Below are 26247 nucleotides of genomic sequence, written 5' to 3' on the forward strand. Positions count from 1 at the left end.
GTCTCTCCCAACGCCTCCTCGGCGCATCTACCGACGCTCTCCCGCGCTGCTCGCCGCAAACACGTCCGGGCCGAACCGGATTCGCATATGGTTCGCGACCTTCGCGGCATAGGCGCGCTGCCGCCAGCCGGTGGGACTGTGATACACGCCGACCGCCTTCCAATAGGCGCCGGTCGTCTCCAATCCGGAGAGGAAAATCCAGCGTGCGGCTTCGGCATTGAAGCAGGCATTGTAGCGCAGCCAATGCCTTACCTGATGCTCGGGCCTGTCGATCAGCCGGGCCAGGCGCGGCACCCACCATGTGTTAATCTGGAGCGGTCCGAGATCGTGCGTGCCGTTGGTATTGGCGATCTCCGCGCCGATCCAGCCTGCTTCCTGCGTGCGAAGGCCCCAGAGCGTCTTTTCGAGCCAGCCAAGCCCGCGCGCGGCGACGCGGATGCAGCGGGCGATCTCGGCCGCCTCGCCGGGCGCGGCCTGCTTCGCCAGCGCGGGCGCGGGTGTCAGCATGGCGGACAGGATTGCGACGGCCGCGAGTGCCATGCGGAAGGTCGGCCAGCGATTGCTCCGTGATCCACGCTCGATCATTGTGGCGCCCGATCGCGATAGCCGGAACGGCCCGGACCGACAGGACAGCGCCGCGGCGGGGGTTCCGGATGGAACGGCGCTCCGGTCAACAGGGCGAGCAGGCGCTGTCCCGACACGATCTCGATGCCGGTGGCGCGATCGACGACTGAACGGCTCATGCCGCCGGTGCGTCCGGTATGAATGAACAGGCCGCGCCGCCGTCGGACCGCGCAGAGCTGCGCGAAGTCCCACACATGCTCGGGCCGGATGGCATCGCGATAGCGCTTAGCCTGAATCAGCCAGCGCTCGCCATCGATGATGACCTCGCCGTCGACACCGCCATCGCCCGTATAGCGCCGGTTGCGGATGATGCGGTACCCGCGGCGCTCGAAGGCCTCGAGCAGCAGTTCCTCGAACGCCAGCGGGTCCATGGCGCGCAGCCGAGCATAATGGACACCGGCAGGCTGGTCGCGGTCGCGCCCGCGCAGCTGTTCGCACATCTCGCGCGCCTGCCGCCGTCGCCAGCGATGACGGATCGGGACGCGATAGTGGCGTATGACAAGGGCGATGAGCGTGGCACAGAGGATCAGGAGCAAAACAAGATTCATGTTCATGGGGGCCTCTCCTATCGGTCGTGTCCGCCGCCATGACCGCCATGGTCATGCTGCGGTTGCGGTTCGGGCTGGTGAGCAGGCTCGGGGGCATCGGCGCGGCCGGGTGCGCGCGCCGGATCGGCGCGATCGCGCTCGATCGTGCCGCGCAGAAAGCGATCGACCAGCGAAGCGGCCCCCTGCGCGCGGCCCGCGAGAATCTCGGCAAAGCCGCCCGAGCGGTTGGCCCACTCCTGGCGCTCGCGTTCGCGCTGTTCCCGTTCGGCCTTGCGGGCGTCGCGCTCGCGAGCATTGTCTTCGCGCGAGCGGTCGTGCCGGTCCTTGTGGCGGAGCCCGCGGACCTTGTGGCTGTCGGCCCTGATCCGCCCAAGCCCCTCTAGCGAGGACGTCTTCTCGCCGGAGCGCGAAGCGAGCTTGGCCGCAAGGCGCTTCTGGTTCTCGGTCCAGAGCTTCACACCATAGGCGGCGCGCGTGATCGCGGTGTAGTAGTTCTGGCCGTTGACGAGGCCGGATTCGACGGGGGCCAGCACATAGACGCGGGCATAGGTCTTGGACTGCGCCGAATAGACGGTCTCGGCATAGCCATGGTCCCAGGTCCGGTGCTCCGACAGATCGACCTGCTGGACGCGCTCGCCCCGGTCCCACCGGATGGTCGCGACATGGCCGTCGAGCGCCAGCACGGTGCCGCGCTCGGCGTTCTTGACGTCGATCTCCTTGTTGAGTAGCCGCCACTGGATGCGGTCACCCTGGGCGATCTCGCGGTGTTCGGTCAGGAAGACGTTGACATGGGCCGCCTTGCCCAGTCCCGGACGCCATTCGATGATGCGGCCATGCTCGTCGGCCAGTCGCACCACCTGGCGACCGTGGTTGTTCCGGCCGATGCCTACGACGCGGTAATCGGCATCGCGCACGATCCCCAGCCCCGGGTTGTCGCGCGAGAACTTCACGACCTGGCCTTCGGTGTAGAAGCGCGCCATCGCCTTTTCCTGATCGGTCATGCCGGAGGGCGTCAGCACCTCAAGGCGATGCTCTTCGGCCGCGACCGTGCCCTCGCGCTTAAGGACCTCGCGGATATGGCTATTGACGATCAGGCGCGTCGCATTGTCGAGGACGAGGATATTGGTGTCGGCGCGTGTCTCGGGCTTGAGGCGGGTCCAGTCGGCGACCATGCCCTTGGCGAGATCCGCCGCGCTGGCGCCCGTCGTCACCCGGTCGAGCGCGGCGAGGGATTCGGCGTAGTCGCCCTTGCGCGCGAGGTCCGCCGCCTTCTGCGTCGAGCCGGTTTTCTGGCGCAGGGCTTCCTTGAGCTGAACGGTCGGCAGGCCCAGCTGCTGGAGCAGCCAATAGGCCTTGCCCTGCTCGATCGCGCCGGTCTGCTTGTTGTCGCCCAGGAATATGAGGCGCGCGCCGGTCGCGCGGCTGATCTCCAGCACGCGCAGCGCCTGCCGGTTGCCGAGTTGCCCCGCCTCGTCGAGCGCGAGAATGTGCCGGTCGGTGAGGCCATGGCCTCCGCTCGCGAGAAGCGAGGCGAGCGTACGCGATTCGATTTCTGCCTTGCGCCCAAGTTCGGCCGCCGCCGAAGAGGTCGGCGCAAGCGCGACCGTGATATGGTCGTCACGGGTCGCATCGGCCAGCGCCCGGACCAGGGTCGACTTGCCGACGCCGCCGGCGCCATGCACGCCGACCGCCCGGTTGGTGCCGCTGCCGATCGCAATCAGCGCCGCGGTCTGGTCGCCTGTGAGACCATGCGCCGCGGCGACTTCGGCCAACCGGTCAGCGGTCGCGACCGGAGCGGCGTCGCGCATCGCGAGCGAAATATGTTCGGACATCGCCAGTTCGAGTTTGGCGGTCCGACGCGAGGTGCGGCCGCGCGGGAGCGGCTGATCGCCGGTCTGCCGCACGGTGACGAACAGCTTGCGGTTGGCTTCCTGCGTCTCGAACAGCGGCCGCACCTCGCCGAAGCGGACCTCGCCGACATGCGATGCCAGCGCGACGCGATAGAGCCGCCCGATATTGTTGACCGCCTCTCGCGTCTCGCTCTGGCGGATGCCGAACAGGGCGGCGCGGCGGACGACGCTCGGGTCGGTCTCGATCGTCCGTTCCCCGCGCTCACGGGCGGCGGCCTGGAGCCTGTCGAGATCCTCGCGATAAGGCTCGGCGCGTTTGCTCCATCGTTCCTGTAGCTCGTCCAGCCCGACCTTTTCCTTGGCCTTGCGCGTCTCAAAGAAAGAGACGCGTCGCATGGCCTGCCCTTCGTAGCCATGTTCGGCGGCATGGGCGTTGATCTGCTCGGCGCGCTGCGAATAGTCGCGGATGAGCTGGCCGGGGATGCCCTCGACCTCGAACAGCCCCTTGCGCGGATCGAATGTGACCTCGTGACCCATCTCGCGCACATCACGGGCAATCTCGTTGCGATAGATCTGCCCCATGACGAGCTGCTCGGCATACATCGAGCGCGTCTCGAGGCTCGCCATGCGGTCACCATTGAGATGATTGGTCATGTTGAGAACGACGACATGGGTATGGAGATGCGGGTCGCCCTCGCGGCTCGCATGTTCGGTGAAGCGCGCGAACAGCAGCCGGCCTGTGGTCTCGTGGACGATCTCACCCTCCACACGGCGGCGCAGTTCGGCATGTTCCTCGGCATAGGCAAGCGCGACGCCGACCGCGCGTTCATGCGCGGCAAGGATACGTTCGTCGCCCGTCACCAGCGCCAGGATCGAAATCGACTTGGGGGCGCTGATGGTGAAGTCCCAACCGGGATGGTGCTGGATGCCTTCCTTGCGCCGGCGGCCGAGCTGCTGGTCGCCGACCTTGCCGCCGAGCAGTTCCTCGAACTGCTTGGGATCGACAGGCCCCGACAGTCCGAGACTGGGCGCAAGCTTGCCGCCCCATTCGGACGGTTCGTTGCCGCCCTTGGTGTAGTAATCGCCGATCGTATAGTAGCGGGCGATATTGGCGGCCGTGCCCTTGAGGCGGCGGGGATGGATCATGCCGGTTTAGCCTTTTCGCGCGGACCTTCTGATCGGCCGTGGCTGGAGAGCTTCACCCGGATGGTGCCGCGCGCCGCACCCAGCAAAGGCACGGGGCTCGCGACGACATTCTCGTCATCGGGGGGATCGGCGGGATCGGTAATCGGCGCACCGTCATCGACCATATCGGGGGCGATGGGCTCGGGCGGCCCGAACGCCTCCTCGGGCCGCGCGGCCTCTTCGGGGCCGGGCACGCCGGTCGGTTCGTTGGCCGGTGGCTGATCATTCGGGCCGGAGAAGAGATCGTCCTGCACCTTGCCGGGGGATGATGCAGCGCCCGGTGCGGCCGGGGGAACGGGAGGCCGCCCTTGCCGTGCCGCCGCCTGCTGCGCCTGGATCGCGCGGCGCCGCGCCCATGCCTGGGAGATGATCGCCTTGCCGAGCGGCAGGCGCTTGGGGGGATCGGTCCGCTCGACGAAAGCGGGAGCAACGCTGGGCAGTGGATTAAAGCGATCGGTGAAGCGCACAACGGGGAGATTGCGGCCGAACCGAAGGAAGCCTGACAGGTTGGGCAGATGGTTGACCTCGGTGTCCATCACCAGCGGACGGGTCACTTGCATGCGCGACAGGTTCACGCCGTCGCGCATGTCGTTCACGCCATAGGACATCCCCTCGTTCGCCTCGACCTGCTCGACCCGGCCGAGGTTCTTGGAGACCAGCTCCGCCGTATCGGTATCGTTCGCCCGGAGCGCGACCCAGGTCGAGCAGTAGCCGGTGATCGCGGCTGCATCCTCCTTGCCGTAGGTCGCGTTGAGCTGGGGATAGGATTGGAAGCCCAATATCCCGCAGCCGCCATATTTGCGCGCACGGGCGAGGAAGTCGGAGAGGCTGGGTAACTTCTGGAGCGTCGGCAGCTCGTCGATCACGACGTAAAGCCGCCGGTCACGATCGGGCGTGAGGCTCATGATCGCGCTGATCGCGATATCGAGCCAGACAGTGATCAGGGGACGCAGCGAGGGAAGCTGGTCGGCCTTGACGGTGACGAATAGCCAGCTGTCGTCCTTCTCGTTCTCGACCCATTTGCGGATCGAGAAGCCGTCCTCGGTATCGTCGAGATAGGCGAAGCTGCGCATCACCGAGGCAAGCTCGGCCTGAACGCCGGCCGAGGTCCGTTCGCCCTCGGCGGAGATGAACGCAGCCGCGTCGGTGCCCTTCACATAGGCGGCAAGATCTGCGAGCGTGGAGCGCAGCACTCGGTCGAGCAACACCGAGATCAGGGTGTGCTTCTGCTTCGCGAGCTTGCGCAGGACGGCGACCAGCGTGCCACGCGCCGCTTTCGACCAGAAAGGATCGCCGAGCTTGTCGGGAATCGTGGACTCCGCGATCTGGTCGTAATGATACTCCTGCGGGACATCGACCCAGGGACTCCAGATGTCGGTGCGCCGGTCCAGTGGGTTGAGCAGGATGTCCGTGCCGGGGCGATAGAACTTCTCGACGAAGCTCCCGGCGGTGTCATAGACGATCGCCCGCTTCCCCGCCTTGCGTACCCCTTCGAGCATGGTGGTGATGAGATTGGTCTTCCCCGTTCCGGGCGCGCCGACCAGCAGGATATGCTCCGGCTCGAAGGCATCGGGCACGGTGACCCCGCCGATCGTGAGGACGCCCTTCTTCTGCCCCCGCAGCGCGCGGCGGATTTCGGAGGTCGTCCCGAAGCGGGCGCCGCGCAGATATTCGTTGGACCCGAGGCCCCGCCCCGTTCGAGTAAAATAGAACCAGGCGAAGACCAGCGCGGCGAGCGCCCCAATCCCCGCAATCGCCGCCCCGTGAATGAGATCCTTTTCCAGCTTGCGGAGCGACTGCTTGCCGATGTTGGAGTCGAGCAGCGCGTCGGCGGAGGTCCAGTATTGCCGCCCGTCGCGAGTGCGGAACAGCATCGGGTCGCTGGTCCCCCGCGCGGTATCGGCCTTGAAGCTGGCCTCCGCCATCTTGACCAGCACGAAGCGCTGATACTCGTTCGACTTCTCGAAGGCATACCAGCCAGTGCCCATTGCCCAGAGTACGATCCCGGCGATCACCGTCTGGAAGAAGACCTGGGTGGTCATCCTCACATTGTGGACGATGGCCTGGCCGCCGCGGGTCCAGCTCCCCAGCGTGTCGTTGCGGAAGATGCTCATCGCCGCGCGCTCCCCTGCACGGGATGCGCGCCTGGTCGCGATGCCCCCGCATCGAGGAAGCGCTGGAACGGCGGTGACCGGTGGCGATCGATAACCGCACTGGGTTCGACCCCCGTGGCGGGATACCGGGACGCGACAGGCACGCCGGCGACGGGGCAATCCGCGCGCCGGTTCATGATTGCTGTTCCGGTCCGAGCAGGCCCTTCGCGTCGAGCAGCGCCTTCGCGTCCGCCATGCCCTGTTCGAGGGTTTCGGGCGAACGGCGCCGCACAAATGCCGCGACGATCGAGAGCGTCTGCAGGACGCAGGAGAGGATTTCGTCCTGCGTCGTATAGACGTAGCCTCCGCGGGGATCGGCGGCCTGGTCTATCGCGGGGCGGAGGAGTTCGGCGACGCTGACGCCGACCTTACGGGCGCGGACTTGCAGCCGCTCGTAAAGCGCATCGTCGATCCGGATTGTGACCCTTGCCAAGGTGGATGCTCCATCAGGAGCTTCGGCAAGGAGGTCACGACGCGGCGCCACTATAGCGCGGACAGGCGCCAATCACAATAAAATCAGTGTGGCTGACGTGTCTGCCAGCGCAAACCCGCGGAAATACTGGGGTCTTTGTAAGGGATTTTCTGAGGTGGCAGACGCGTCAGCCAATTTATGCGATTTCTGGCTGACGCGTCTGCCAGCACAAAGCCCTGATTTCAGGGCCGTTTCCGGCCACAGCACCCGTGCGTACGGTGCAATACAAACCGCGAAGCGCGTGCGTCGCTTGCCTCGCAGCGACGGCGTCGCTGCGTCTTCTCTACCGCTGCCGGGCGCACCTTATGCGGTGTCGGTCGATGTGGGGGAGTTTGGCCGCGCATGGCGGCGGGGTCGCTTGTGGCGCGGCTGCGCCTGTGCGACAAGGCGGGCGTGACGAGCGGGCCAGCCTGAACAAGGAAACTGGTCATGCCGAAAATGTCTGAACGCGATAAGCTCGCCGATCTGGAAGCGCGCGAGAAACGCATTGCGGGCGAGATTGCCGCAACGCGCCAGAAGCTGCGTGATCGCTATGCGGGAATCGTAACCGCGCTGCCGGTCGAGCAAGTGACGGAACGCGAGTTCCGCGACGTGCTGGGCCATGTGTTGCGGCTGGGCGGCGCTGTCGCGCTGGCCGCGCTCAAGGGGGCGTCGGCTGCGCCCGATGCCTCCCGTTCGGGGAAAACGCCAACGGCCCAAGCGCCCGCGAAGGGGGACAACGGCGCGGCTGCCGTTCCCGGCGCGGGGGCGTGAGACTGTCGGCCCTTCCCCTTTTTGGGTTCCCCCGCCGCCGCGCCGTCAGGCGCGGCGGCGTCCGGGGGCACGAAAAAGGGCCAGCGCGCTGGAAAGCGCGCCAGCCTTGGCGGGGTGCTGCGATGTGGGGCGCGACGCTTGGGGGAAGCGCCGCGCCGTGTCGTGTCAGCCGTAGCGCCGCGCTCGCCTGAAGGAATAGGCGTCGGATGCCTCCGGCTTGCGCGGCTTGGGGGCATCGGCGGGCTTGCGGAAGGCGTGGATAGGAACGCCTTTCTTGCGGAGCATCTGATAGAGGTTCGCCTGAATGCCCGATCCTTCGCCTAGCACGGCTTCGGAAATGTCGAGTTCGCCAATCTTGCGATTGCGGGCAAACGCTGCCTTGCCCCGTCCGCTGAGAGCATAGGCGACCAAGGGCACGCCTTCACGCGCGCACCATGCCGCAACGATGGCATCCCATCCCGTGCGCTGTCCCGTGGTGACGACAACCATTCGCGGCGTGCGCTGCTTGATCGCGCTCATCGTGGTCCAGATCGGTTGCCAGTCGTCCCAGATAGCGGGACCGGAAGAAACGACGACTAGGCCGTCGGGCTGGTATTTCTCGCGCTTGGCAAGGGCACGTTCCCGCAGGAAATCAACCGCGCTGATATAGCTTGCGGTGGTGACGGATGACGCCTTGCTGCCCTTGCTCGGTCCCCATGCGCGACGCCAGCAAGTGCGATACATGGCGGCGGCATAGTCCCGCATGGTCTCGACGGCTTCGCGCTGCTCAATGACGGATTGGCATTGAAGCTGCAAATCCTCCAGTTCCTTGTTGAATACCTCACCCGGTTCCATGCGCCGCGTCATCTCGCGAATCTTGTCGGCCAATCCATCCTCGCGCCGTTGCAGCGTGCCGGCGACAAAGTGGAAGGAATTGACGATGCCCCATGCAATGTCAGGGGCAAGCGGGGAAAGCCGCGTGTCTTCCAGTAGCAGGAAAAGCGAGGTCATAAGCTCGCCGCAAACCTTCTGCGCGGCGAACGGTTCGGGCATGTCATGTTCGCCCGGTTCGTCGCCGTGCTCGATGATCGAAAGCGGCATCGGGTCTCCGAACGACGCTTCAAATTCGGGGGTTGCGGTTTCCTCTGCGATAAGTTCCGGCAAGTCGGCAAATGTGCTAACGGCCTTCTTAGCTGACTTCTTGGTCATGGGTCTGACTCCTGATGGCAGGATGATCGGTCAGGGTCCGGGGAAGCGTTGCTGCGCTCCCCCGGCCCGTCTCGGCCTAGCGCCTAGAACTGGACTTCATCGTCCAGATCGGCGGCGGCGCCTTGGCTGGACAGTTCGCCGTTTTCATTGGCGGTGCTGTCCCCGAAGCCGTAGTCATCGCCGCGATTGCCGGAAGGCGGATTGTCGCGGGTCGTGCGGACGGCAGGGCCGAAATCGTCGCGTTCCTGCCTGCGCCATGCCACGCGGAAACCTTCCTCAATCGAGCCGAAAAGCGCGATGGGGAGTGCTTCGGGCATGGACGGATCGTCCACGTTGCCTTGGTAGAAAACTTCGCCGGTCCGCTTTGCGACGGCTTCCCAGAGCGCGCCGACCTGCACGACGCGACCGCCGACATTCGGGGCGATGATCTCGAAGGCCGGGGCCAGTTCGTTTTCGCTTTCGACCGGACGCAAGGCCAGCTTGGGCAGGTCGATCGTGCGGGTAGCAATCCAACCGACGACGCGGCCCTTCTTCAAGTTAAACTCACCGATATTCATTGCCTTTACTCCTAGTAAGTGCTTCCGGGGCCAATCCCCATCGGCACCTATACTTATATTCCCTCCCCTCCATTGAGTATATGTCATTGTTTTATTGACAGAAATGTCATCGTATCTGGTGAGCCTGAGCCAAGAAAACGGCCGCGGTAGCGGCCCGAATAAAGAAAAGCATGGCGAAGCCATTCCTTCCTGATCACCGGAGGAGAAGCGGGTGCCTGTCTGTCATCGCATCCGGAGCCGCCTTCGCCGGGGCTCAAGGGTCAGGGCTGGTCCGGGCAAGCAAGGGACGTCGCGCTGCGCCCTAGTGGAGGTTGAAGAAAATGGGCCTGTCGACACCTTTGGGACAGGCAATCCCGTCGGCAGGCCCATTTTCTTCTACCGGAGCTTGGGCGGAGGCAGCCCTTGCTTGCCCGGACCAGCCCTGGCACGCCGAGATCCTGCGAGGGCGGCGCAGGATGTGATGACAGACCTGCTCCGAGGGTGATTGCGGGCCGAGGCGTCCTCGCCGAGGTTCGCAGCGACGGTGCCGCCAGCGCGACGCTTGGGGAAAAGCGCGGAGCCTCCCGCTCGGAATCGCTACGCCGGTCCCATCCAGAGAACGTCGAGGAGGCTACTGCTGGCCTTGCGTGCCTCGACGATAACCTCCGTGTCGAGGAGCGGCGGGAAATCCTGCGCGCCCCTGAGCCGCCAGACGTGGCCGTCGTCCATTTCGAGGAGGAACCCGCGCGCGTTGCGGCGCAAACGCCCATGGAGGCGCAGGGGCACCGCTGCCATAGTCACGGCGCGGGCTGATGGCCGATGTTGGCGGCCCTTGCGGAGGAAGAAAGCATGACGATGGTCCTTTCCCATGAAGTGGCTTGAGGCTTGCTCGTGTTCGTTCTATGTTCTAGTAGATGGGTGAAAGGACCACTCCCATGATCGCGGACTATCTCGCCACGTTTGATTTCAATATGCCGATCATCGACGCGGTCAACGACCCCGATCTTGCCGGGGCGCGTAGCGAACTCGCCGCTCTTGCTCTCGGGGAAGGTCTGGATTCCGGCTACTATGAGGCGCAAGAACTGGCCGAAGCTTTCCTCGAGGCGGCCCGCGAAGCCAATGCGGAAATCACCGATCCGGAAAGCCCCGCGCGCGAGCGCCTGTCCGACATCCTCGATCGCGGATCTTCCTATCAGCGTCACCTGTTCGACAAGGTAGCGACCCTGCCGCTGGCCGATGCCGCGAGCGACCTGGTTTGGCTCACCGCTCTGATGCGCGGCCGGGCGGACATGTATCGCCCGGTTGAAGCGGCCCGACTATCGACGCGCTGAACCTGCACATCTGATCATACGACTTCTGCTGCATTGCAGGAACCGATTGGCAACTCCGGCTCAATCGGTCTAGAGGGTGTGCGTCCGCCGGTGGCGGGCCGGAGCGTCGAAACTCCGAACGATAGAGTTGGCTGCAAGGCTTTTGCGGCCGGATCGCCTGTATGTATGTCCAGGCGTCCGCGCTAAAGATGCAGGCGCGCGTCTATCGTCGCGTTTCGACCGTCCGGCTCAGGGGCCGGCATCCTCCTTGTGGAGGGTGCCCGCCGACTGAGCGCGGTTTGGCGGAGAAACAAATCATGACGGACGAAGAGCCTGGGCTGGAAAGCGCCATCAAGCACATGGAGGCGGCTCTTGAATGCCTCGTCGATCCCAAGGACCAGGTGGTGGCGATGCGCCTGTCGCACGCGCTCGATCTCGCGCGGGAGCGGCTGCTCGAAGGGAACTGAGTATATATCTATCAGCCGTGGTGTTCAGCAGGCTATGACGTTCACATGTCCCAGGGCGGCATAGTCGATGATCTTGCCGTCGCGCGTAACGATCGGGATCTGATGATGCCGCGCGGTCGCGATGATGAACCTGTCGGCGGGATCGCCGTGCAGCGGCTCGGGCAGATGCGACGATGCGATGGCGATCTCGGGAAGAAGCGGTGCTTCCTTGATCCCAGGCCCGGCTATGAAGCGAGCGAACCAGCTCTGAGGGTCGGGAAGGAAAGAGACGGAAGGCTGCTTGTCGCCGCGGACGCGGCTCAGCAATCCGACCTCCCACGCGGACGCGGGAGAGACGAATACGCCGTCCGAGAGCGCCGCATGCGAGATCGCTGCCAGAGCATCTGCGGGCATCGGATCGCCGTTGGCGAGCCAGATGACCGCGCACGTATCCAGCAGCACGGCGCTGGGCGCCGGCCCGGCCTTCTTCCGCTTCGTCACTGGTGCAGTTTGCCGTCGCTGGCGCTCAGCGGCTCGTCGAGAATGGGCGCAAGCAGATCCACCCCTTCGGGAACCGCAACGGAGCCGCGCATGAAGCCATGCAGCGTTTCGACCGCCTCGGCCGAACTGGGCGGCGGCGTCAGCACTGCAACGGTTCGGCCACGCTTGGTGATCGTCACCTGATCGAGATCACGGCGCGCCAGGCGGTCCAGGATCGCCAGGCAGTTGGTCTTGAAATCGGCTGCACCGTATGTTTCAGCACGCATGAGGCGCCTTTCTGGTCAAGTTTCCTGACTGGTCATATAGAATGACCATATTGGAAAGTCCACAGACAGATGGCCGACGATGTCAGCAAAAGCGGCTAGACGTCAGAAACGCCATTCGTTTCGCATCGGCGGCCAAGGTGACGAAGCGATCCTGGGGGCGAAGATACACGAGGACATGGCGTCCGCGCCAGCAGAGGCGCCGGATGTTGGCGCGGCTGCCCTGACCGAGCCCGTCTCATACGACGATGCCTGTGCCCGCGAGACGCGGCCATCTCACGATCCTTGGCGTTGTGGAAGGCGCGCGTGCGCGGAGAGGCACGGCTCGAACCTGCCAGATAGGCCATGCGCCGATATTTTGCCGGGAGTTGCTGGCGCAGGACTGTCATTTTTGATGTTTGGCGATGATCCGGCGCGCGAGTCCCTCGATTTCCCGGCGGTCGGCGGTCTCCGTGCAGTCACCCGGAAAGACCGTGAAGTCGTCCGACGCCGCCTTGCCCTTGCTGATGAATATCCGCCAGACGTTATGGCGAATCTCGCCCTGCTCCCTTGGTTCGGTCCCAGGCATGAACATGTCGGCCCAGCGGCGTTGGTCGGGATCGTCGGAGAGATCGGCCCAGTCACCCAGCGTTCCGCAAACGGTATAGCCGTCGATCAGGTCGTGATGCTCGCGCGCGGCGCGACGCTCGGCTTCTCGCTTGGGTGCCTCGCGTCTCGCCTTGGCCTCCGCCTGTTTGAACTGGACCGATGCCAGGCCGAGTTCGAGGCTCTTGAGCACGTCTGCCACCAGATCGACCTGCCGCTGGGGCAGAATGTAGTAGTGGCGAGCGGCAGGAAGTTGATTGACGGCAAATTGCGCCAGTTTGATCAAGGCTTGTAATTCCGTCGTCGTCAACGTGACGCGAAGGCCACTCACCATCGGATGCGTTTTCATGTCCGACGCTCCTCGTGCCAGGGTTTCAGGCCCGCGAGCGGGAGCTTGTATTCCCGTGCGGTGTGGTGACGGTCCTCTGAAAAGAAGCCCCAATGGCCGGTCGATGAGTATCGCAGGAAGAAGAGCTTCTCGTCCTCTTCGGTCCTGATCCACATACCCGGCTCGATGGGATATTGAGCAGCAGCGTCCATTGGTTTGGCTCCGTGACGATGGGAATCGAGATCAGGCAACGTGCAGGACCAGACCTTCGTCTTTTGCCGGACGCGTCTCCGTTACACGGAACGGCTGAATGGGATCGCCCGTGCGCAGGACGAACTGATGGCGTCCGGTGGCCTCGCGTATGCGGATCGCCAGCGAATATGCATGGTCGAAATCGCATAGACGCGATCTGAGCGGCGACAGTTGCACCATGATATCCTCCATGTGTTTGCGGTGAGGAAGCTTAGCGGCCCGCCGGGCGGGCAAGGCCGACGCCGGATCAGGTCCTATGGTGATGGGATGTCCCGAGCGCCGGAGGAGACCGGGCGACCGATGCTGTCGATGACGGTGCGAGCCGATTTGCGCTAACCGGCCTGGTCGAGAAGATCGGCCACGTCCATCCTGGCGACATCGAGTTCGCTTTGGGTGGAAGTGAGCGCTATTCGCCGAAGCGCGATCAGCGCCATGTGCATTTCAATCATGAGGACACCGCTTCCACGGTGATGCGGAACGCCGCGCCATCGTCCAGCACGAGGTAGATTTGCGTCCCCGTTTCGATGTCGCAGCTGGCGATGCTGTCGATATTGGCGCTGGTGCCGTGGACTTCCGAAATCACATGCGGCGGATGGCCGTCCTCGCGAGCGCCGCCATCGTCGCATTTTACCGCATGTGCCTCCAGAAGCTCGGACAGAAGCCCGGCGATCGTGTTTGCGCGGGTCGAATTGTCGCTGTCGTCTCCGGCGGTGTCGACCACCTCGCGAAGGATCGGTGTCAGCGCGTCGTTGATCTGGAAAAGCAGGTTCGACCTTCCGGTATTGCCCAGGCCGTCCAGCAGCCGGTCGGGAATGAGGTTGTTGACGGCATGGGTCGCGTCGTCGACCAGCGCGTCAAATTGATCGTCGTGCATCTGATGCTTCCTTAAATGGCAAGGTCGGGCCGTGCGCGAGAGGCACCGGCTCGGTCATGTGAGGGAGGGAAAGACTTCAGCGGACTTGTCCGCGAGGGTGTCGCCATTATTCACGAACGCTGCGGGAACCCCTCACCGCAACAAATTCCCGCCACCGTCCCTTCAGGTCATCAGGGCGAGCGAGCCTTTTGCCTTACCGAGCCGGTCATCGCCGCTCGGCCATCCTGACTCGAACGCGCTCCAGCCATTTCTCCGGGTTGTTGTGGTGATCGAGGAACTCGTGCGACCACTCGAACACCGTTTCCGTGTCGGGCTCGATCGTGTCGAGCGCATCGCCATAGTCGGGATGGTGCGCACCTTTGCAGCTATTTCGCATGAATATGAGCGCGCCTGCGCACATCGCGCGGGCATCGGTGCCGTCGCCCGGTATGGTCTTGTGGCACGGCAGCGGCGGCCCATCGAACTGAATTTGCTGCGTGAAGTCTTCCGGCCGATAGCCGCCAAGCCAACCGGCAGGATGATCGCGGCGCCAGGGGCACTCGTTGCACGGCCGTTTGAGCAGGGGCTTCACGTCGCACCTGCCCGCAAGGTTTGCAGCGTTTCATTCATGAGCCAGCGGGTCGGGCCGCCGAATATCCCGGTGTCGGATATGACATAATATCCGCCCGCAAAGGAGCGGAAGCCGTCGTCCTCCTCATTGCCTTCCGCCCACTGAAAACCGAAAGGCAACGCGGATCTGCAGACCTTCTGGATCAGCGAGGCGATTGACGGAACGTCGACATCATGACCGCTGATGAATGCGAACTGTGCCTTGCCCTCCCGATCGCCCCGAATACTGAGGTCAGCGTCAAAGCCGAGAAAGCCGGGATCGGACCAGAGATCGAAGAAGCCGGCGAAAGGGTCTTCCTCTTCCGGTTTTTTCGGGAAGGTGATTTTGAAAGCGCCGCTGCGGGATGCGTAGTAGGCTTTCACCGTCTGCATGCCGTCGATCGGAAGCTCTGCGAAATCGCTGGACAGTTCCGCAGCAACGGCAAAGCATTCTTCGAGCAGCGTGGCTTCTTCCGGCGTCACCGGAATGGCGAACGCCGTTTGCAGGAAATTGTTGGCCATGTTTCGGCTCCTTGATGGAAATGACGGGATTTGGCTCGACCAAGTGAAGCTCGTTCGGTCACCGATCGGGTCATCGGGATCGGTGGGTTGGCGCTGGCGGAGCGGAAAGCCTCGCGGACAGGCTAGATCGTCGGCCCGTGGGGCAGCCGGTCGGCGATCTCGGCGTCGGTCAGATTTTCGAGAAGCTTTTGGACCGTGCCGACGCCCGGTTCATAGACGAGGATAGCCCGCTTGCCGTGATGCTCGGCGGGCCAGGCATCAGGATCGAACTCTCCGGCGAGACCGCGAAAATCAGCGTGCGTGCGCTCCCAGATCAAATCGAGGGCGTCGTCACGCGACAAGTTGGCCACGGCCGCCTTCTCATGCGCGATGATCGCCGCCCGCATCGCGTCGGGGCTGCTGCGATCGCCGAGGTTGCAATATCCGGTGAACCAGCGGCTGCGTCCGTCGATCATGATGTCGAAGAAAACCGAGCCGACGAAGCCGGCCTTGAGCTCGGACAGGGCGAACATCCCGGCGCGCATGAAGAGCGGCGGCAGCACCTCAAGCATGGTTTCATAGCCTTCGCGATCCACCTCGAACCACGTATTTTCGTAGGCTTTGCCGGAGATTCGATCCTCGAACGGACAGTCGGGGATCCGGTTGAACAGCTCGAACATCTGCTTGCGTGTCGCAACGCCATCGAAGATTTTCGTGAAGGGCGGCTTCTGGGTCATGGCACGGTTCCTGTGGACGTGGCCCGACGCGCCGCGCGAAACGGCACGCCGGACATGCGCGAGGGGAAAGGTTGGCTACTCGGAGGCCTCCATCGAAGACGCGTCGTCATTGTCCGCGAAGACGGCCTCGACCAGATGGTTGAGCGCGTGCATGCTGATCGCGCGATCCTTGGGGATCAGCCAGGTGACATGCTGGCGCATCGCTTCGCGGACCCGCTCGAGGACCGCTGCATCCTCGCCGAGCAGCAGCATGTTCGCGGCGAAGCGGGCCTGCATCTCGAATGCTGCCTGTTGGGTATAGTGGCTGTCGGCATCGCAATCCTCATTGGGCCAGAAGCAGGAGGCTTCGAGCAGCGAGGCGAGTTCGTTGGGCGTGATCGCGCAGTCGGTGCCGAGCAGGATGGCGACGTCGTCGAGGTCGCTGCAACAGTCTGTCGGGACGATCAGCATATCGGCAGGGAGTGCGAGGATATCTGCGGGTTCCTCGGAATCGGCGGTGACCCGCACTGCGAGCTCAAGCTTGATCGTGCCGACGCGACCGGAGCTGAGGTCCTCGGGAACCGATGCACCTTCGTCATAGTGGAAGGTCTCGTCGTCCGTCTCGACCTGAAAGGACAGCCCCAGGACACGAGGAAGCGCATTGTACCAGCCATATCCAGCAAATTCGGGCATCGCGCGAACCGGCGAGCCGCCGAGACCATCGCCGGATTTCAGCGCGCGGTCGACGCACTGCTCGATGTTCGCAGATTGCGTGGGCATGATGACCATCGGTTCCCCCGCGATCCGCTCACCCGGAAAGATGTCGTTCGTCTCGGCGATGCGGGGTGTCCAGAGATGCAGGACGGGCGCCGCCTCGGGCAGCGAGACGCCGAGCTCGCGCGCGCGCAGCCAATGGGCGTAGGAAAGCCGATGATGGCCTTCACGGGCGATGGTGCGGAAAATCGCGGCTTCGCAGGCTTCGCGCAGGGCGTCGAGCGCCGAATTCTGGACCATTTCCTTGCGTGCAGGAAGCACAAACTGCAACTTTGGCGCGTCGACGATGTCGACCTTGGCATACCAGCCCCGACCGCCATCGGCGTCATGGACATGGGGCAGGCGGCACGGCACGGTGAGGCCATGGAAGTTGATCCGGGCCTGCTCGCGATGGGGAGCGTGCTTGTCGAGAAAGATGCCAATGCGGCACCCGTTCCAGTTTTCGACGCGCACGGCCTCTTTCAGAAAGCCTTCATGGGCCTGCCGCTCATCGCCATAAAAGACCGGAAGCGGATAGAACCGCGCGGCATTTTTGACGGCTTGTCCCAGCTCGTCCGCCCACGCCTTGGGCAAATCGATCTCGATTTCGGTTCCCTTCGCGACGATTGCCGGGACAAGATCGAGTGGCTCCCCGCTCTCCCACGCCTGCGGCGGGATCGTCACTTGCCATCCGTCCTCGGCGTCGGCGGTGCGCGAACGGATGACGACATGGCGACCGGCAAGGCTGAAGACACCCATGCCCGCGGGATCCTCGCTGCGGGCAATGTCGCTTTCCCAGTCCGAATCGCCGAGCGCGAGAAGCTTGGCCGGATCGGCAATGCCTCTGCCATCGTCGCGGATGCGCAGGATCGTGCCCTGATCCTGGTCGAGCCGGCAGATGTCGACACGGCTGGCACCGCCTCTGCGGGCATTCTGGAGAATCTCGTGGAGAGCGTCGGCCACACATCCGGCAAAAAGGCGCGTAGCCTTGTGGATCATCGACTGGCCGACGGTGGCGTGGATAGTGGTGGGAAATGTCATGTGAGCCTCCTGGGTTGCCGCGACCTCATCGCCGCACCCCCATCACTCTCCCTTCGTTCCACGGCCGGGCCGCGCCGCCGAGAGGTGACCGCTCGGCAGGATCATGCCGTCGTCAGATGTTACGAAGGACGCGATCGGTCAGCGGCGCAGTTAGGCGGCAACCCGTTCGAAAATTGCCTCGCCGTTGGAGAACACGCCCACGCGGACGAGGGTCGCGAACCGCTTCTTGAAACCGACCGCGATCCGATCGACCCAGCGTTGCCCCAACCCTTCCTGACCGGGATCGATGTCGTCGCGCAGGACCACCCAATATGCGATGCAGCCGCAATATTCCGAGATGCCGAAGCAGGCGTAGCGGTTCATGGCGACAATACGGTCTTCGCGGCCGATCCAGCCGTTCGCGGTCCACGTCGAAGGATAGAGGGCGAGCACTTGCTCGCGGAAATCCTCGACGATGAAGTCCCAATCGTCCTGGGCCGCGAGTTGGTCGAAATGGCGGGTGTCGGGATCGTCGTCGTCTTCGATCCAGCCCGCGTCCCATAAAGAGAACGCAACATACGCCTCGCTGGGGTAAGAAACCGAGCGTCCCATGGTCAGTTCCCCTCGTCGGCAGGCGGCCGTAAACTGGGCGGTAGCGCGGCAACAGGTCCGGCGTTCGCAGCCGAATCTGTGTGTTGCCGCAGGGGTTCTGGCCTGATCGTGGGATGCGCGGGATCGGACCAGTCGATATGCTCGATGATCCAGCCCGGCACGAAGTCCCAGTCGAAACACAGGTCGTAGCCGTCGGCGACCGCGCTCCACGCCGTCTCCACGGCGCCCGTCCAGCCCACGACGGTCAAGCGCAGGTCGGCGGTGCCGACGGCATTGCAGGTTTCGCGGATGGCAAGCGCCAGGGCGATGGCGTCAGGATCGGTGGCGGGGTGATCGCGCAATGTCAGCACCGCCTCCCAGAGGCAGGTGGCGGTTTCGAGCGCGGACTCGAGAGTGTCCGTCCGCATGGCGCCGTTCTGGTTTTCAGCAGCGGGGGCGATCTCGCCTTTTCCGAAATCGCTGTGCGATGGGATCGCTTCAGGCGATGGCTGTGCGGGCCGCTGATTGACGCCGGCTTTCATGCTGCGGCCTCCTCGTTCGCGGCTTGTCGGGCGCCAGCTTCCAGGGTGTCGAGGTCGATCGGCAGCGGTTTGGTCGGCTTGTCGGTGATGATCACCACCGCGTCGGGCTTGTAGAGTTCACCGCCGATCGCCGAGATGCGGATGCGGGCGACAGGTTCGCCGGAGCGCACGCGCTCATGTCCTTTCCATTCCATTCGCACGCGGCGGCCGTCGGCGGCGATCTCGACGGTCTTGAACGGATCGTAGTCGCCCTTCGAATTGGCCGAATAAGTGGCCTGTGTCGTCGCGTAGACCTCGTTGGGCTTGGCGGTGCTGCGCTTGCCCTTGCAGGCCGCGACCATGCGCAGGTTCCAGATCGCCTGGAGTTGCTCGGCCTGTTCGCGCGATGGATTGATCAGCGGCGCGGTGTCCGGCTTGGCCGAGGCCCGGCGGGCCTTCTTCTCCGGCACTGTGTAGCCGCACGCCTGCATCAGGTCGCGCCAGTCGTCCTCGCTCAGCTCGAGGGAGGTATCCGATGCAATATGCGCCGGGAGCGGGACCGGGCTTTCGAGCAGGAGGCGCTCGGCGTCGATCACGGTGGATTTGGGGCTTTCGGTGCCATGCTCGCGGGCGAAGGCTTGGATGATGACCGGGGTCAGCTCGCCGTCATAACGCGGCACGTCGCCCAGCATGGAACGCTCGAAGGCGAGCCGGTGCAGGATATGCTCGATCCAGCGGCGGCGGTTGGGGCCGTCGACGGCCAGCATTGCGCCCTCGATACAAAGTTGCCGGGCATCGGCTGGCGTGACCTCGCCGCTATCGACCTTGTAGTAGAGATCGTAGTTCGACCAGATCATGCGAGAATCCATGTTGCCGAGCGCGTGGCGGATCTGTTCGTCGGTCGTGATCTCCTCCCAGATCGCCAGTGCCGCATGGGCTCTGTTGATGCCGCGCTGAAGATCTCGAAGTTCGGCCAGCAGGGTCTTGATCCGGTTGGCCCGCGTGCGCGGGTTGTTCTTCATGTTGGCGAAATGCTCGACGCCGCTGGCGCGACCCAGCCAGTAGGTCGCGGCCTTTCCGGCGTTCACGGCGGCACTTGATGCCGAATGCATGCGCTCCTGCGTCCGACGCGCCTGACGTTCGCTATGATGGCCGACAAGAATGGGCTGCCCCATGTAGAAGGCCTGCGAGAGTTCATCGGCGCGCCGGGAAAAGGCATTGGCCTGGGTATGTCGCTTGTGCGAAAGGCCTTCGAGCCGCTCGGCCTTGATGGCGGCGCGCTCGGCTAGCGTCATTTCCTCGGGCTCGATCTCACCGGCCAGTTCGATGGCGAGGTCTTCGCGCTGCGGCGTCCATTTCGGCGCCACGAAAAGTTCCTGTTTCGGAGCCCATTTGAAGCCCGCTTCCTTGACACGGGCGTAGGTCTCGGCATCGAGGCGGGACGATGCGTAGAGGCGGATCTTGTTGTCCTCCGGGCTGTATGTCGCGGTGAATCTGGTCATGGATGGTCCTTTCAAGCGCCCGCCAGCATCATGTGCCGGGGCAGATCGGTGCATTTGCATGTCCCCGGAATCACGAAGCCCGGCGCGCAGGCCGGGCTTCGTGAGTGGGTAGGAATGTCGGTGGCGGCGAACTATTCGCGCAGGTCTCCAGCGGCTATGTCGCCGACCCACGAGGCAGCTTCCTCGAAATCGGAATCGTCTTCATCGACCAGCGCGGCGAGCGCGACGGCCCCCGTTCGGCCGAGTTGACCGAGACGCTGGAGGGTGGCGTAGAGGACCGGCGCAAGCTGCTCGGGTGTTGCGGTGTCGATATCGTCCGTTTTCATGCAAATGCTCCTGATTTTGGAGGGATGGCGGTCGGGAACAGCCCGCAGCGCGGGCGATACGATCCGGTGCATCCGACCATTCGCACCGGAAATTTCGGGAAGATCGGCCTCAGGCCGTTTTTTCGGGGAGAGATATGCGAGCCAATTTCATCGTGATCAGCGGGCCGCTGCTTCGGGCTTGTCGAGCAGCAGGACAGCGATCGACGGCTTTTCGGATATGTCAGATTTGCGGCTGTCGTAGGTGTGGCGGCCCTTCTCCGCGATCGTCAGCATATCGAACACCGGCACTGGCGAGCCGCCGCCATCGGGCACAGTCATCCCCGCATCGTGGTACTGGATGTCGATGCAGCGCGGCGGTCCACCTGTCCGGTAGGGGCCGAAATAGAGGGTGACGCGCAGCCCCTCGCTGGTTTTCGCGCTCACCGTGAAGCCGCCGTCCGGAATGTCGATCGGCAGCGTCGGGACATGGTTGAAGATGGCAAATCCGATGCTCTCGGCATCGGCGCTGGTCATGACGGGCAATTGGCAGATGCTCGCCCGTGAAGTTTGGCGATCCATGGCATATCCTCCTGGCTGGTGTTGAAAGTCTGGGAGGTCGCCTGGCATCGAGCAGTCGATCATTCGTCCCGGCGGAAACCTGAACCTGAGCCGCGATCAGGAAAGGCGACGCGCCTTCTCATGCGGCGTTTCGATATGAACGTAGCGCCTGCCACCGCTGCGGCGCTTGCGGATACGGCCATCGACGAACGCATCGGCCCATCGCTTCGCCTCGGCCGCGCGTGCGCCACCGGAGCACTCATCGGCCTGCTCGAAGATCGTATAGGCGAGAGCATATTGCTCGCGTTCCGGAAGCGTGAGGAGCGCGGTGGCAATCGGCAGGGCGCTTTCGTTGAACTCAAGGACATGGTTGCCGCGGCCGTGGCTCATGAGGATGGCCAATCGACCCTTGCTTCCGACACCCGTCGGTCGCCCAATCTTCACATCGTGCGATGCGTAGGTGATCGAGACGCGCGAGGTCTCGGATTCGCCTCGATGGAAGACGCGATCGTCGCGGCTGGGAAGCGGATGGGCAAGAACCTCATAGCCGTCGAAGTTCTCGACCCTGCGAATGTGATTGTGTCCGATAACGGTCATGACAATTCTCCTGTTGCTCGCGCCGCTGGCTCGTGCAGGCGATTGGACATTCGTGAGGGGGACAGGCCGGTGGTGTCAGCGGCCGTTCTGAACGGAAGTCGTCGCGAGGCGGCCTGGGACCGCCGGGCTGTGATCCCGGCCTGATGACAGCAGATCAGCCATGATCCTGAGGTCGATTTTCGTGGCGCCGCGGTGCCGGGAGGTGATCGCCTGGTACGCCTCTCGTTGCGCAGACCGCATGTCCACCGCCAAAACCGAGGTCGACCAGCGCGCCATATTGCCGCCGCGCGTGCGGTAGGACGCGTCGACAAGGAACTGCGGCACGGTTCAGTTCTCGGACGCGATCGCGGCATCGAGCCGGGTGATCCACTCCGCATCGACGCAAACGCTGTCGACGCCCCAGCCGCTTGCGGCCGCCGGAATGGAATTGCCCTTGTCCTGGGGGACCATGACGAGGCCATTCGGATCGGCGCCTTCGACATCATAGTCGACGACGCGCACCTTGATCGGCCGGTCGGCGACGATTCCCTCGACAAGACCGCCATCGAGTTCGACCACGACATTGACGTCCTGCGGGGTTAGCGGGCCGCAATTGAGCCGTTCGCAAAGGCCATCGATCTCATCGTCGGTCAGCGGCACATAGCGGCCGCCGTCGGTGGCGATCTCGAGAAGATCGGGCGGGCAGGTCCGGCGCTGGTGTCCGCGCAAGGCGGCGAGGACAGTGGCCAGTTCGCGATCGTCGACGGCGAGCGCCGACAGCCCGTGGGCTTCGACCTTTTCGACCCACACGTCGACATCCGAAGCAGCTGCTATCGTCTCATCATTCATCTTGCGGACGTCGCAGCCCAGCCTGGCAAGATGACGGCGTATGACTTCGTCGAGACCCGCCTGCCAATTGTCCGCGTTGACCGGCGGCAGAGTCGCGGGATCGAAATCGGCGCGTAGCCGGTTCACCAGATCGGTGGCGGCGAGGTCCGCGACACGCTCGTCGGCGTTATAGCTGGTGATTTTGCCGGGATGCGAGAAATGTGTTCCGGTGACGACGAAAATGTCCATGATGGAGTCTCCACGTAAGTTTATGGGATGAGGGTCGGCGATCAGGCGGCGCGGCGGCCGTCGTCCTGGCGAAGTCCAAGATCGGCGACGGTAAGAAGGTCGGATCGGGGTTCGAGACGATCGAACGCAGCGGTCAGATCGTCGATATCGGTCCAGATGCAGGCATCGCCCGGATCGATATCGAGCTGGAACACGATCGGCGTTGAAGCGGCGGTCATCTCGGGAAAGCTGGTTCGGATCACCAGCGTTTCGATCCGGCGAGCAAGCGCGCCTATGCGCGGGGCAAGCCCGCTTCGCTCGTGATGGGCCATCTCGAAATAGCGCTCGGGCGCAAGCAGCGGGCCGATGCGGACGCATGGGATACGACCGACGATCGTGGGACCGGCAACCGTACCGGCAAGTGCCCGGCGCTCGGACGATACCTTGTCGGCGGGGACCAGCGCGCGATAGACATAGTGCGGTAGCGTTCCCGCGATGCGGGAACGGGTGACGATGATTTCCATGATGATTATCCTCAGGCGACAAGCCGGGTGGGCGTGTTGTCGGGGTCGGAAAGATGCAGTTCGCGGCGATGCGCGCTGCGAGCGTGTCGGGCGCCATCAGGTCGAGGATCGATGCGAAATGATTACGCTCGCCGACATAGTCCTTGCGACCAGCAACCTTGCGGAACATCACCTCGCGGCCGGGTCCCATGCCGCCGAGACTGAGCTGGACGTAGACCTCGGCACCGTGAAGAGTCACCTCGCCTGAAACGGCCGGCCCCGCCATGTTGGAGCGCAAATCATATTGCCCTTGAGGTAGCTTCAGAGCGTCCGCGAGGCGTTTCAGCGCCTTGCGCCCGTCTCTGTGAAACAGCTTCTTCGCGCGTTCGTCATGGGCGACTCCCTTGTGGGCCAGCGTGATGAGCGCGGGCTTGCGCTTAAGGTCGGCGATGGCGTCCATGCAGGCGCGCCGCAGTTCGATATCGGGAGGCTCGATCTGCGTGGCGATGGCGCCGAGATGGCGTGCGAGCAAAATTACGGCGGGATCGCTCTCGTGGGGCTGCCCGGCATTGCGGCAGTCCACTATCGCGGCATTGAGCGCGTGCAAGGCGGTCGGTAGGGTGGTCAGCGCAGCAGGATCGAGCGCCTGCTGAAACCGAAAGGCAACATCATAGGACATGGGGACAGGCTCCTGAGACCAGGGCGCGTCAACACGCCCGCCTCAATCCTTCCCCCTCCTCTCCAGTCGGGCGGTCGCCATTCGAAAAGGGCGGCTGGTCGGTCGCGGAAGCACCGACGTCGAAGTTCAGTTGATCTTCTTGCGAGCCCGGAACAGCATCCGGGTCAATTGGTGCTCGCCAGCGCATAGCACTGACAAGATATGGACACCGCGGCTGAACGACCCGCCAACGCCGTTGCCGGCTTGGAAGGCGTCGATCGCCTCGAATGCGGTTTCGCCCAATTCACCGACGCGCTCGACCGCCTGCTCGGCGATCGGAGCGAGCCGCGTCGCATCCAGCTCCATGATCTCCGTTTGCGGTCCGGCGAGTATCGGGGCCGTTTCCATCGGTCTGTCATCGTTGGAGGTTATCCGGGCCTGGACCGGCGCGGGTTCAAGGATCTCTGCGCTATTACCATTCGGCTCATCAACCGCGGCGCGGCCGAGAGCGTCTCGCAGCTCATCGATCTGGCGCTGCATGTCGTTCGCCCAAGCCATCCGCTCCGGCTTCCCGACCGGGATATCGATCTGGGTGAACTCCCGGTTTATGGCGCGGGCATCCGCTTGGGTTCCCACTATCCTGGTGTGAAGTGTGCCGGGTTCGACGGCGGTGTAGAAGATCATGGGTTTGAATCCTGGTCGACCGTGTCGAGGCGACAGCGGTGAAGGTGGTCGGCTTCTATTGATCGGAGTCCCATCAGCCCGACAGGTAGCCGGAGAAGAAGGCATTTCGCTCGGCGTGGGTACTCAGTTGCACGAAGCGGCCGGTGGGCTGGAGTAGACGGTGACGGGACAGCCGCGATCGCACAGCCGCCGAATGTTGGCGAAGCTGCCTTTGCTTATGCCATCCCAGATCACGAGACCGGCGCCTGCCAGAAGGGACATTTCGCGGTCTTTCGCGCCATGCCAGTCGCGTGTGCCCGGACGCGCATCGGACTTTACGCGCGTGACCGGCCAGCCTCCGATGTTGTTCCGGGGCGCTGATCCGCTGCAGAACACGGTCACCTCGTCGACGTTCCAATCCGAAAGATAGAGCTGGACGGCCGTATCGACGCCGGGGGCATCGCCGACCAGCACAGGAAAGCCGTCGTCGACAATCTTGCCGAGGTGAGCCCTCACTACTTGGGGAAGTTGCCGGATGGAAAGCGAGCCGGAAACGAAAATCGGCTCTGCGTGCCGACGGTGGTCGGGCGCGATCATGTGAACTGCGGTCATGGCGATGGTCTCCCTATTGACTCACCATCAACCACCTCCTTCTCTCCTACGGCAGGTCGCGGCGACCGCGGCCGGTCAAGCGGCCCCCATCAAATCGGCCGCCCACTCGGCGATCCAGGCGTCCGTAATTTGATCATGTGCGATATCGCCTTCCATCACGAGCGTTCGGATCTCCTCACGCGCGGCGGCGATGGCGGCTTCCCAGCCTGCCAGATGGGGTCCTGCGGGCGGCGGAAGCGGCAAAGACGACTGGAACTCTCTTCGCGGACGCGCGAGCCGGACATATTGTCGTTCGGTCCAGCGCTCCATGTGGTCGGCAACGAAATGGTTGGTCTTGGCGTGTCCGTCGAACAGCGCGGACATGCGCGCCGCATAGGAGAATGCGCTGCTGTCGACCGTGATCGTGCGATGGTCGAAAGCGCGCAAATGACTGAGGGCCGGGCCTTTGATGCCGAAACCGTGGAGCGGGTGCGTGGAATCGAGATGGCGGTCGAGCGTTTCGAACACGGCGAGAAGGCCATCCTCTCCGTGCACGGCGCGCCGACATGTCGACCCGATCGCAATCGTCTGTCCCGGACGCAGGATATGGGCGATGCCATCGAGGCAGCGCAAATAATCCGATGGCCGGCGTCCTTGCAGAACCGGCATGAAATTCGAGACGATGCCGGCATCGATCGCGCGGGCGTGGCATTCGATATTGAGGCGGACGGTGCGCGCGATCCGGTCGAGCACCTCCTCGCGGTCGCGCGCGATTTCGGGTTCGACGCAATGATCGAGGCTTGCCCAAAGCCGCCAAGGGTAGGCGGCCGCCAGCCCTTCGACATAATCCTCGACGGTCCATGGGAGCCCGCGATATCGGGATGCAAGCACGAATCCGGCGGAATCCAGCATGATCGAAGCGAGACCGTGGGCGTTGGCGAGCTGCCTCAACCGCCAACCGGCCCATTCACGCCCGCCGTCACGTTGCCGCCAGCGTGACAGACTATTCGCGGAGATGAGGACGGGAAGCTGCAACGCACGCGCGCGGGCGAGCAATGGTCCCTCCGACAGGCCAGGAAGGCCGACGATGATCTCGATGGGAATGCCCGCGGCCAACCGAGAGGCAGCGTTCGAAGAGTGCGCCGATGATCGGTCCGCCTGGGATAAGGCGACGTGCGGCTGCTGCAAGCGAGAGGGTATGTCGTAGGGCATGAGGCCTGTTCCTGCCGTCCGGGCGCATCAGCACGCCCGCCTCAAACCCTCCCCCTCCTCTCCGG

General features: G+C 64.0%; 34 protein-coding genes. 4 read left to right on the forward strand and 30 right to left on the reverse strand.

Annotated elements, in window-relative coordinates; genetic code table 11:
• Positions 1-27: 27 nt before the first annotated feature.
• From ACFFJC_RS03370 to ACFFJC_RS03390, 5 genes are all read right to left on the reverse strand, one after another.
• Positions 28-585 carry a lytic transglycosylase domain-containing protein gene (locus ACFFJC_RS03370; RefSeq protein WP_379486067.1) on the reverse strand — a complete coding sequence of 186 codons (558 nt, stop codon included), beginning with the start codon at positions 583-585 and terminating at the stop codon, positions 28-30.
• A complete protein-coding gene (locus tag ACFFJC_RS03375) occupies positions 582-1178 on the reverse strand; it encodes a restriction endonuclease (RefSeq protein WP_286866070.1) in 597 nt (198 codons plus the stop codon). Before ACFFJC_RS03375 ends, ACFFJC_RS03370 begins: the two co-directional genes overlap by 4 nt.
• Positions 1179-1189: 11 nt before the next feature.
• Positions 1190-4168, reverse strand: coding sequence for a MobF family relaxase (gene mobF / locus ACFFJC_RS03380; RefSeq protein WP_379486068.1), 2979 nt, complete (start codon positions 4166-4168; stop codon positions 1190-1192).
• On the reverse strand, positions 4165-6321 hold the full coding sequence (locus tag ACFFJC_RS03385) for a type IV secretion system DNA-binding domain-containing protein (protein WP_379486069.1): 2157 nt from the start codon (positions 6319-6321) through the stop codon (positions 4165-4167). Before ACFFJC_RS03385 ends, mobF begins: the two co-directional genes overlap by 4 nt.
• A 172-nt stretch (positions 6322-6493) precedes the next feature.
• Entirely contained in the window at positions 6494-6844 is a 351-nt protein-coding gene (locus tag ACFFJC_RS03390; protein WP_379486070.1) for a ribbon-helix-helix domain-containing protein, read from the reverse strand.
• 417 nt (positions 6845-7261) lie between these two features.
• On the opposite strand from ACFFJC_RS03390, the gene ACFFJC_RS03395 reads away from it, so the two are divergent.
• Positions 7262-7585: a hypothetical protein gene (locus tag ACFFJC_RS03395; protein ID WP_286866065.1), complete on the forward strand. Its 324-nt coding sequence runs from the start codon at positions 7262-7264 to the stop codon at positions 7583-7585.
• 165 nt (positions 7586-7750) lie between these two features.
• Here the strand turns inward: ACFFJC_RS03395 and ACFFJC_RS03400 are convergent, their stop codons facing one another.
• The 3 genes from ACFFJC_RS03400 to ACFFJC_RS03410 all read right to left on the reverse strand — a co-directional run bounded on the left by ACFFJC_RS03400 (position 7751) and on the right by ACFFJC_RS03410 (position 10179).
• Positions 7751-8773: an SLOG family protein gene (locus tag ACFFJC_RS03400; RefSeq protein WP_379486071.1), complete on the reverse strand. Its 1023-nt coding sequence runs from the start codon at positions 8771-8773 to the stop codon at positions 7751-7753.
• 83 nt (positions 8774-8856) lie between these two features.
• On the reverse strand, positions 8857-9330 hold the full coding sequence (locus ACFFJC_RS03405) for a DUF736 domain-containing protein (RefSeq protein WP_379486072.1): 474 nt from the start codon (positions 9328-9330) through the stop codon (positions 8857-8859).
• A gap of 576 nt (positions 9331-9906) precedes the next feature.
• Positions 9907-10179, reverse strand: a complete 273-nt coding sequence (locus tag ACFFJC_RS03410; RefSeq protein ID WP_379486073.1) for a DUF5818 domain-containing protein — start codon at positions 10177-10179, stop codon at positions 9907-9909.
• 65 nt (positions 10180-10244) lie between these two features.
• Here ACFFJC_RS03410 and ACFFJC_RS03415 point away from each other — a divergent pair, with 65 nt between their 5' ends.
• Both ACFFJC_RS03415 and ACFFJC_RS03420 read left to right on the forward strand, forming a co-directional pair.
• Positions 10245-10640: a hypothetical protein gene (locus ACFFJC_RS03415; RefSeq protein ID WP_379486074.1), complete on the forward strand. Its 396-nt coding sequence runs from the start codon at positions 10245-10247 to the stop codon at positions 10638-10640.
• Between the two features lie 296 nt (positions 10641-10936).
• Positions 10937-11086: a hypothetical protein gene (locus ACFFJC_RS03420; protein ID WP_379486075.1), complete on the forward strand. Its 150-nt coding sequence runs from the start codon at positions 10937-10939 to the stop codon at positions 11084-11086.
• Between the two features lie 24 nt (positions 11087-11110).
• Here the strand turns inward: ACFFJC_RS03420 and ACFFJC_RS03425 are convergent, their stop codons facing one another.
• The 19 genes from ACFFJC_RS03425 to ACFFJC_RS03515 form a co-directional block, all read right to left on the reverse strand.
• A complete protein-coding gene (locus tag ACFFJC_RS03425) occupies positions 11111-11566 on the reverse strand; it encodes a type II toxin-antitoxin system VapC family toxin (RefSeq protein WP_379486076.1) in 456 nt (151 codons plus the stop codon).
• The gene (locus ACFFJC_RS03430) at positions 11563-11832 is read right to left on the reverse strand and encodes a type II toxin-antitoxin system Phd/YefM family antitoxin (protein ID WP_379486077.1); all 270 of its coding nucleotides are present in this window, start codon (positions 11830-11832) and stop codon (positions 11563-11565) included. The genes ACFFJC_RS03425 and ACFFJC_RS03430 overlap by 4 nt, the downstream gene beginning before the upstream one ends.
• 382 nt (positions 11833-12214) lie before the next feature.
• On the reverse strand, positions 12215-12763 hold the full coding sequence (locus ACFFJC_RS03435; protein WP_379486078.1) for a hypothetical protein: 549 nt from the start codon (positions 12761-12763) through the stop codon (positions 12215-12217).
• Entirely contained in the window at positions 12760-12954 is a 195-nt protein-coding gene (locus ACFFJC_RS03440; protein WP_379486079.1) for a hypothetical protein, read from the reverse strand. Before ACFFJC_RS03440 ends, ACFFJC_RS03435 begins: the two co-directional genes overlap by 4 nt.
• A 31-nt stretch (positions 12955-12985) precedes the next feature.
• On the reverse strand, positions 12986-13186 hold the full coding sequence (locus ACFFJC_RS03445) for a hypothetical protein (protein WP_379486080.1): 201 nt from the start codon (positions 13184-13186) through the stop codon (positions 12986-12988).
• Positions 13187-13439: 253 nt separating this feature from the next.
• Positions 13440-13868: a hypothetical protein gene (locus ACFFJC_RS03450; RefSeq protein WP_379486081.1), complete on the reverse strand. Its 429-nt coding sequence runs from the start codon at positions 13866-13868 to the stop codon at positions 13440-13442.
• Between the two features lie 205 nt (positions 13869-14073).
• Complete coding sequence (locus ACFFJC_RS03455; protein ID WP_379486082.1) at positions 14074-14439, reverse strand: DUF6283 family protein; 366 nt, start codon at positions 14437-14439, stop codon at positions 14074-14076.
• The gene (locus ACFFJC_RS03460; RefSeq protein WP_379486083.1) at positions 14436-14978 is read right to left on the reverse strand and encodes a hypothetical protein; all 543 of its coding nucleotides are present in this window, start codon (positions 14976-14978) and stop codon (positions 14436-14438) included. Before ACFFJC_RS03460 ends, ACFFJC_RS03455 begins: the two co-directional genes overlap by 4 nt.
• Before the next feature lie 122 nt (positions 14979-15100).
• Positions 15101-15694 (reverse strand): DUF1419 domain-containing protein, encoded by a 594-nt coding sequence (locus ACFFJC_RS03465; RefSeq protein WP_379486084.1) that lies wholly within the window; start codon positions 15692-15694, stop codon positions 15101-15103.
• 75 nt (positions 15695-15769) lie between these two features.
• Positions 15770-17467 (reverse strand): ATP-binding protein, encoded by a 1698-nt coding sequence (locus ACFFJC_RS03470; RefSeq protein WP_379486085.1) that lies wholly within the window; start codon positions 17465-17467, stop codon positions 15770-15772.
• Between the two features lie 150 nt (positions 17468-17617).
• A complete protein-coding gene (locus ACFFJC_RS03475) occupies positions 17618-18058 on the reverse strand; it encodes a hypothetical protein (protein WP_379486086.1) in 441 nt (146 codons plus the stop codon).
• Positions 18059-18060: 2 nt separating this feature from the next.
• The gene (locus ACFFJC_RS03480) at positions 18061-18579 is read right to left on the reverse strand and encodes a hypothetical protein (protein WP_379486087.1); all 519 of its coding nucleotides are present in this window, start codon (positions 18577-18579) and stop codon (positions 18061-18063) included.
• Positions 18576-20060 (reverse strand): DUF3560 domain-containing protein, encoded by a 1485-nt coding sequence (locus ACFFJC_RS03485; RefSeq protein WP_379486088.1) that lies wholly within the window; start codon positions 20058-20060, stop codon positions 18576-18578. The genes ACFFJC_RS03480 and ACFFJC_RS03485 overlap by 4 nt, the downstream gene beginning before the upstream one ends.
• Positions 20061-20191: 131 nt before the next feature.
• On the reverse strand, positions 20192-20386 hold the full coding sequence (locus tag ACFFJC_RS03490; protein WP_379486089.1) for a hypothetical protein: 195 nt from the start codon (positions 20384-20386) through the stop codon (positions 20192-20194).
• A gap of 156 nt (positions 20387-20542) precedes the next feature.
• Positions 20543-20899 carry a hypothetical protein gene (locus tag ACFFJC_RS03495; RefSeq protein ID WP_379486090.1) on the reverse strand — a complete coding sequence of 119 codons (357 nt, stop codon included), beginning with the start codon at positions 20897-20899 and terminating at the stop codon, positions 20543-20545.
• Positions 20900-21040: 141 nt separating this feature from the next.
• Positions 21041-21520: a hypothetical protein gene (locus ACFFJC_RS03500; RefSeq protein WP_379486091.1), complete on the reverse strand. Its 480-nt coding sequence runs from the start codon at positions 21518-21520 to the stop codon at positions 21041-21043.
• Positions 21521-21595: 75 nt separating this feature from the next.
• Positions 21596-21844 (reverse strand): hypothetical protein, encoded by a 249-nt coding sequence (locus tag ACFFJC_RS03505; protein WP_379486092.1) that lies wholly within the window; start codon positions 21842-21844, stop codon positions 21596-21598.
• Positions 21845-21847: 3 nt separating this feature from the next.
• Positions 21848-22576 carry a hypothetical protein gene (locus tag ACFFJC_RS03510; protein ID WP_379486093.1) on the reverse strand — a complete coding sequence of 243 codons (729 nt, stop codon included), beginning with the start codon at positions 22574-22576 and terminating at the stop codon, positions 21848-21850.
• Positions 22577-22617: 41 nt separating this feature from the next.
• Positions 22618-23079: a hypothetical protein gene (locus tag ACFFJC_RS03515; protein ID WP_379486094.1), complete on the reverse strand. Its 462-nt coding sequence runs from the start codon at positions 23077-23079 to the stop codon at positions 22618-22620.
• 343 nt (positions 23080-23422) lie between these two features.
• Here ACFFJC_RS03515 and ACFFJC_RS03520 point away from each other — a divergent pair, with 343 nt between their 5' ends.
• Positions 23423-23677 (forward strand): hypothetical protein, encoded by a 255-nt coding sequence (locus ACFFJC_RS03520; RefSeq protein ID WP_379486095.1) that lies wholly within the window; start codon positions 23423-23425, stop codon positions 23675-23677.
• A 186-nt stretch (positions 23678-23863) separates the two neighbouring features.
• Here the strand turns inward: ACFFJC_RS03520 and ACFFJC_RS03525 are convergent, their stop codons facing one another.
• The 3 genes from ACFFJC_RS03525 to ACFFJC_RS03535 all read right to left on the reverse strand — a co-directional run bounded on the left by ACFFJC_RS03525 (position 23864) and on the right by ACFFJC_RS03535 (position 26182).
• Positions 23864-24400 carry a hypothetical protein gene (locus ACFFJC_RS03525; RefSeq protein WP_379486096.1) on the reverse strand — a complete coding sequence of 179 codons (537 nt, stop codon included), beginning with the start codon at positions 24398-24400 and terminating at the stop codon, positions 23864-23866.
• Between the two features lie 123 nt (positions 24401-24523).
• Complete coding sequence (locus ACFFJC_RS03530; protein WP_379486097.1) at positions 24524-24991, reverse strand: hypothetical protein; 468 nt, start codon at positions 24989-24991, stop codon at positions 24524-24526.
• A gap of 75 nt (positions 24992-25066) precedes the next feature.
• Positions 25067-26182: a deazapurine DNA modification protein DpdA family protein gene (locus tag ACFFJC_RS03535; RefSeq protein ID WP_379486098.1), complete on the reverse strand. Its 1116-nt coding sequence runs from the start codon at positions 26180-26182 to the stop codon at positions 25067-25069.
• Positions 26183-26247 lie beyond the last annotated feature (65 nt).

Source organism: Novosphingobium soli (assembly GCF_042432915.1).
GTDB lineage: Bacteria > Pseudomonadota > Alphaproteobacteria > Sphingomonadales > Sphingomonadaceae > Novosphingobium > Novosphingobium soli.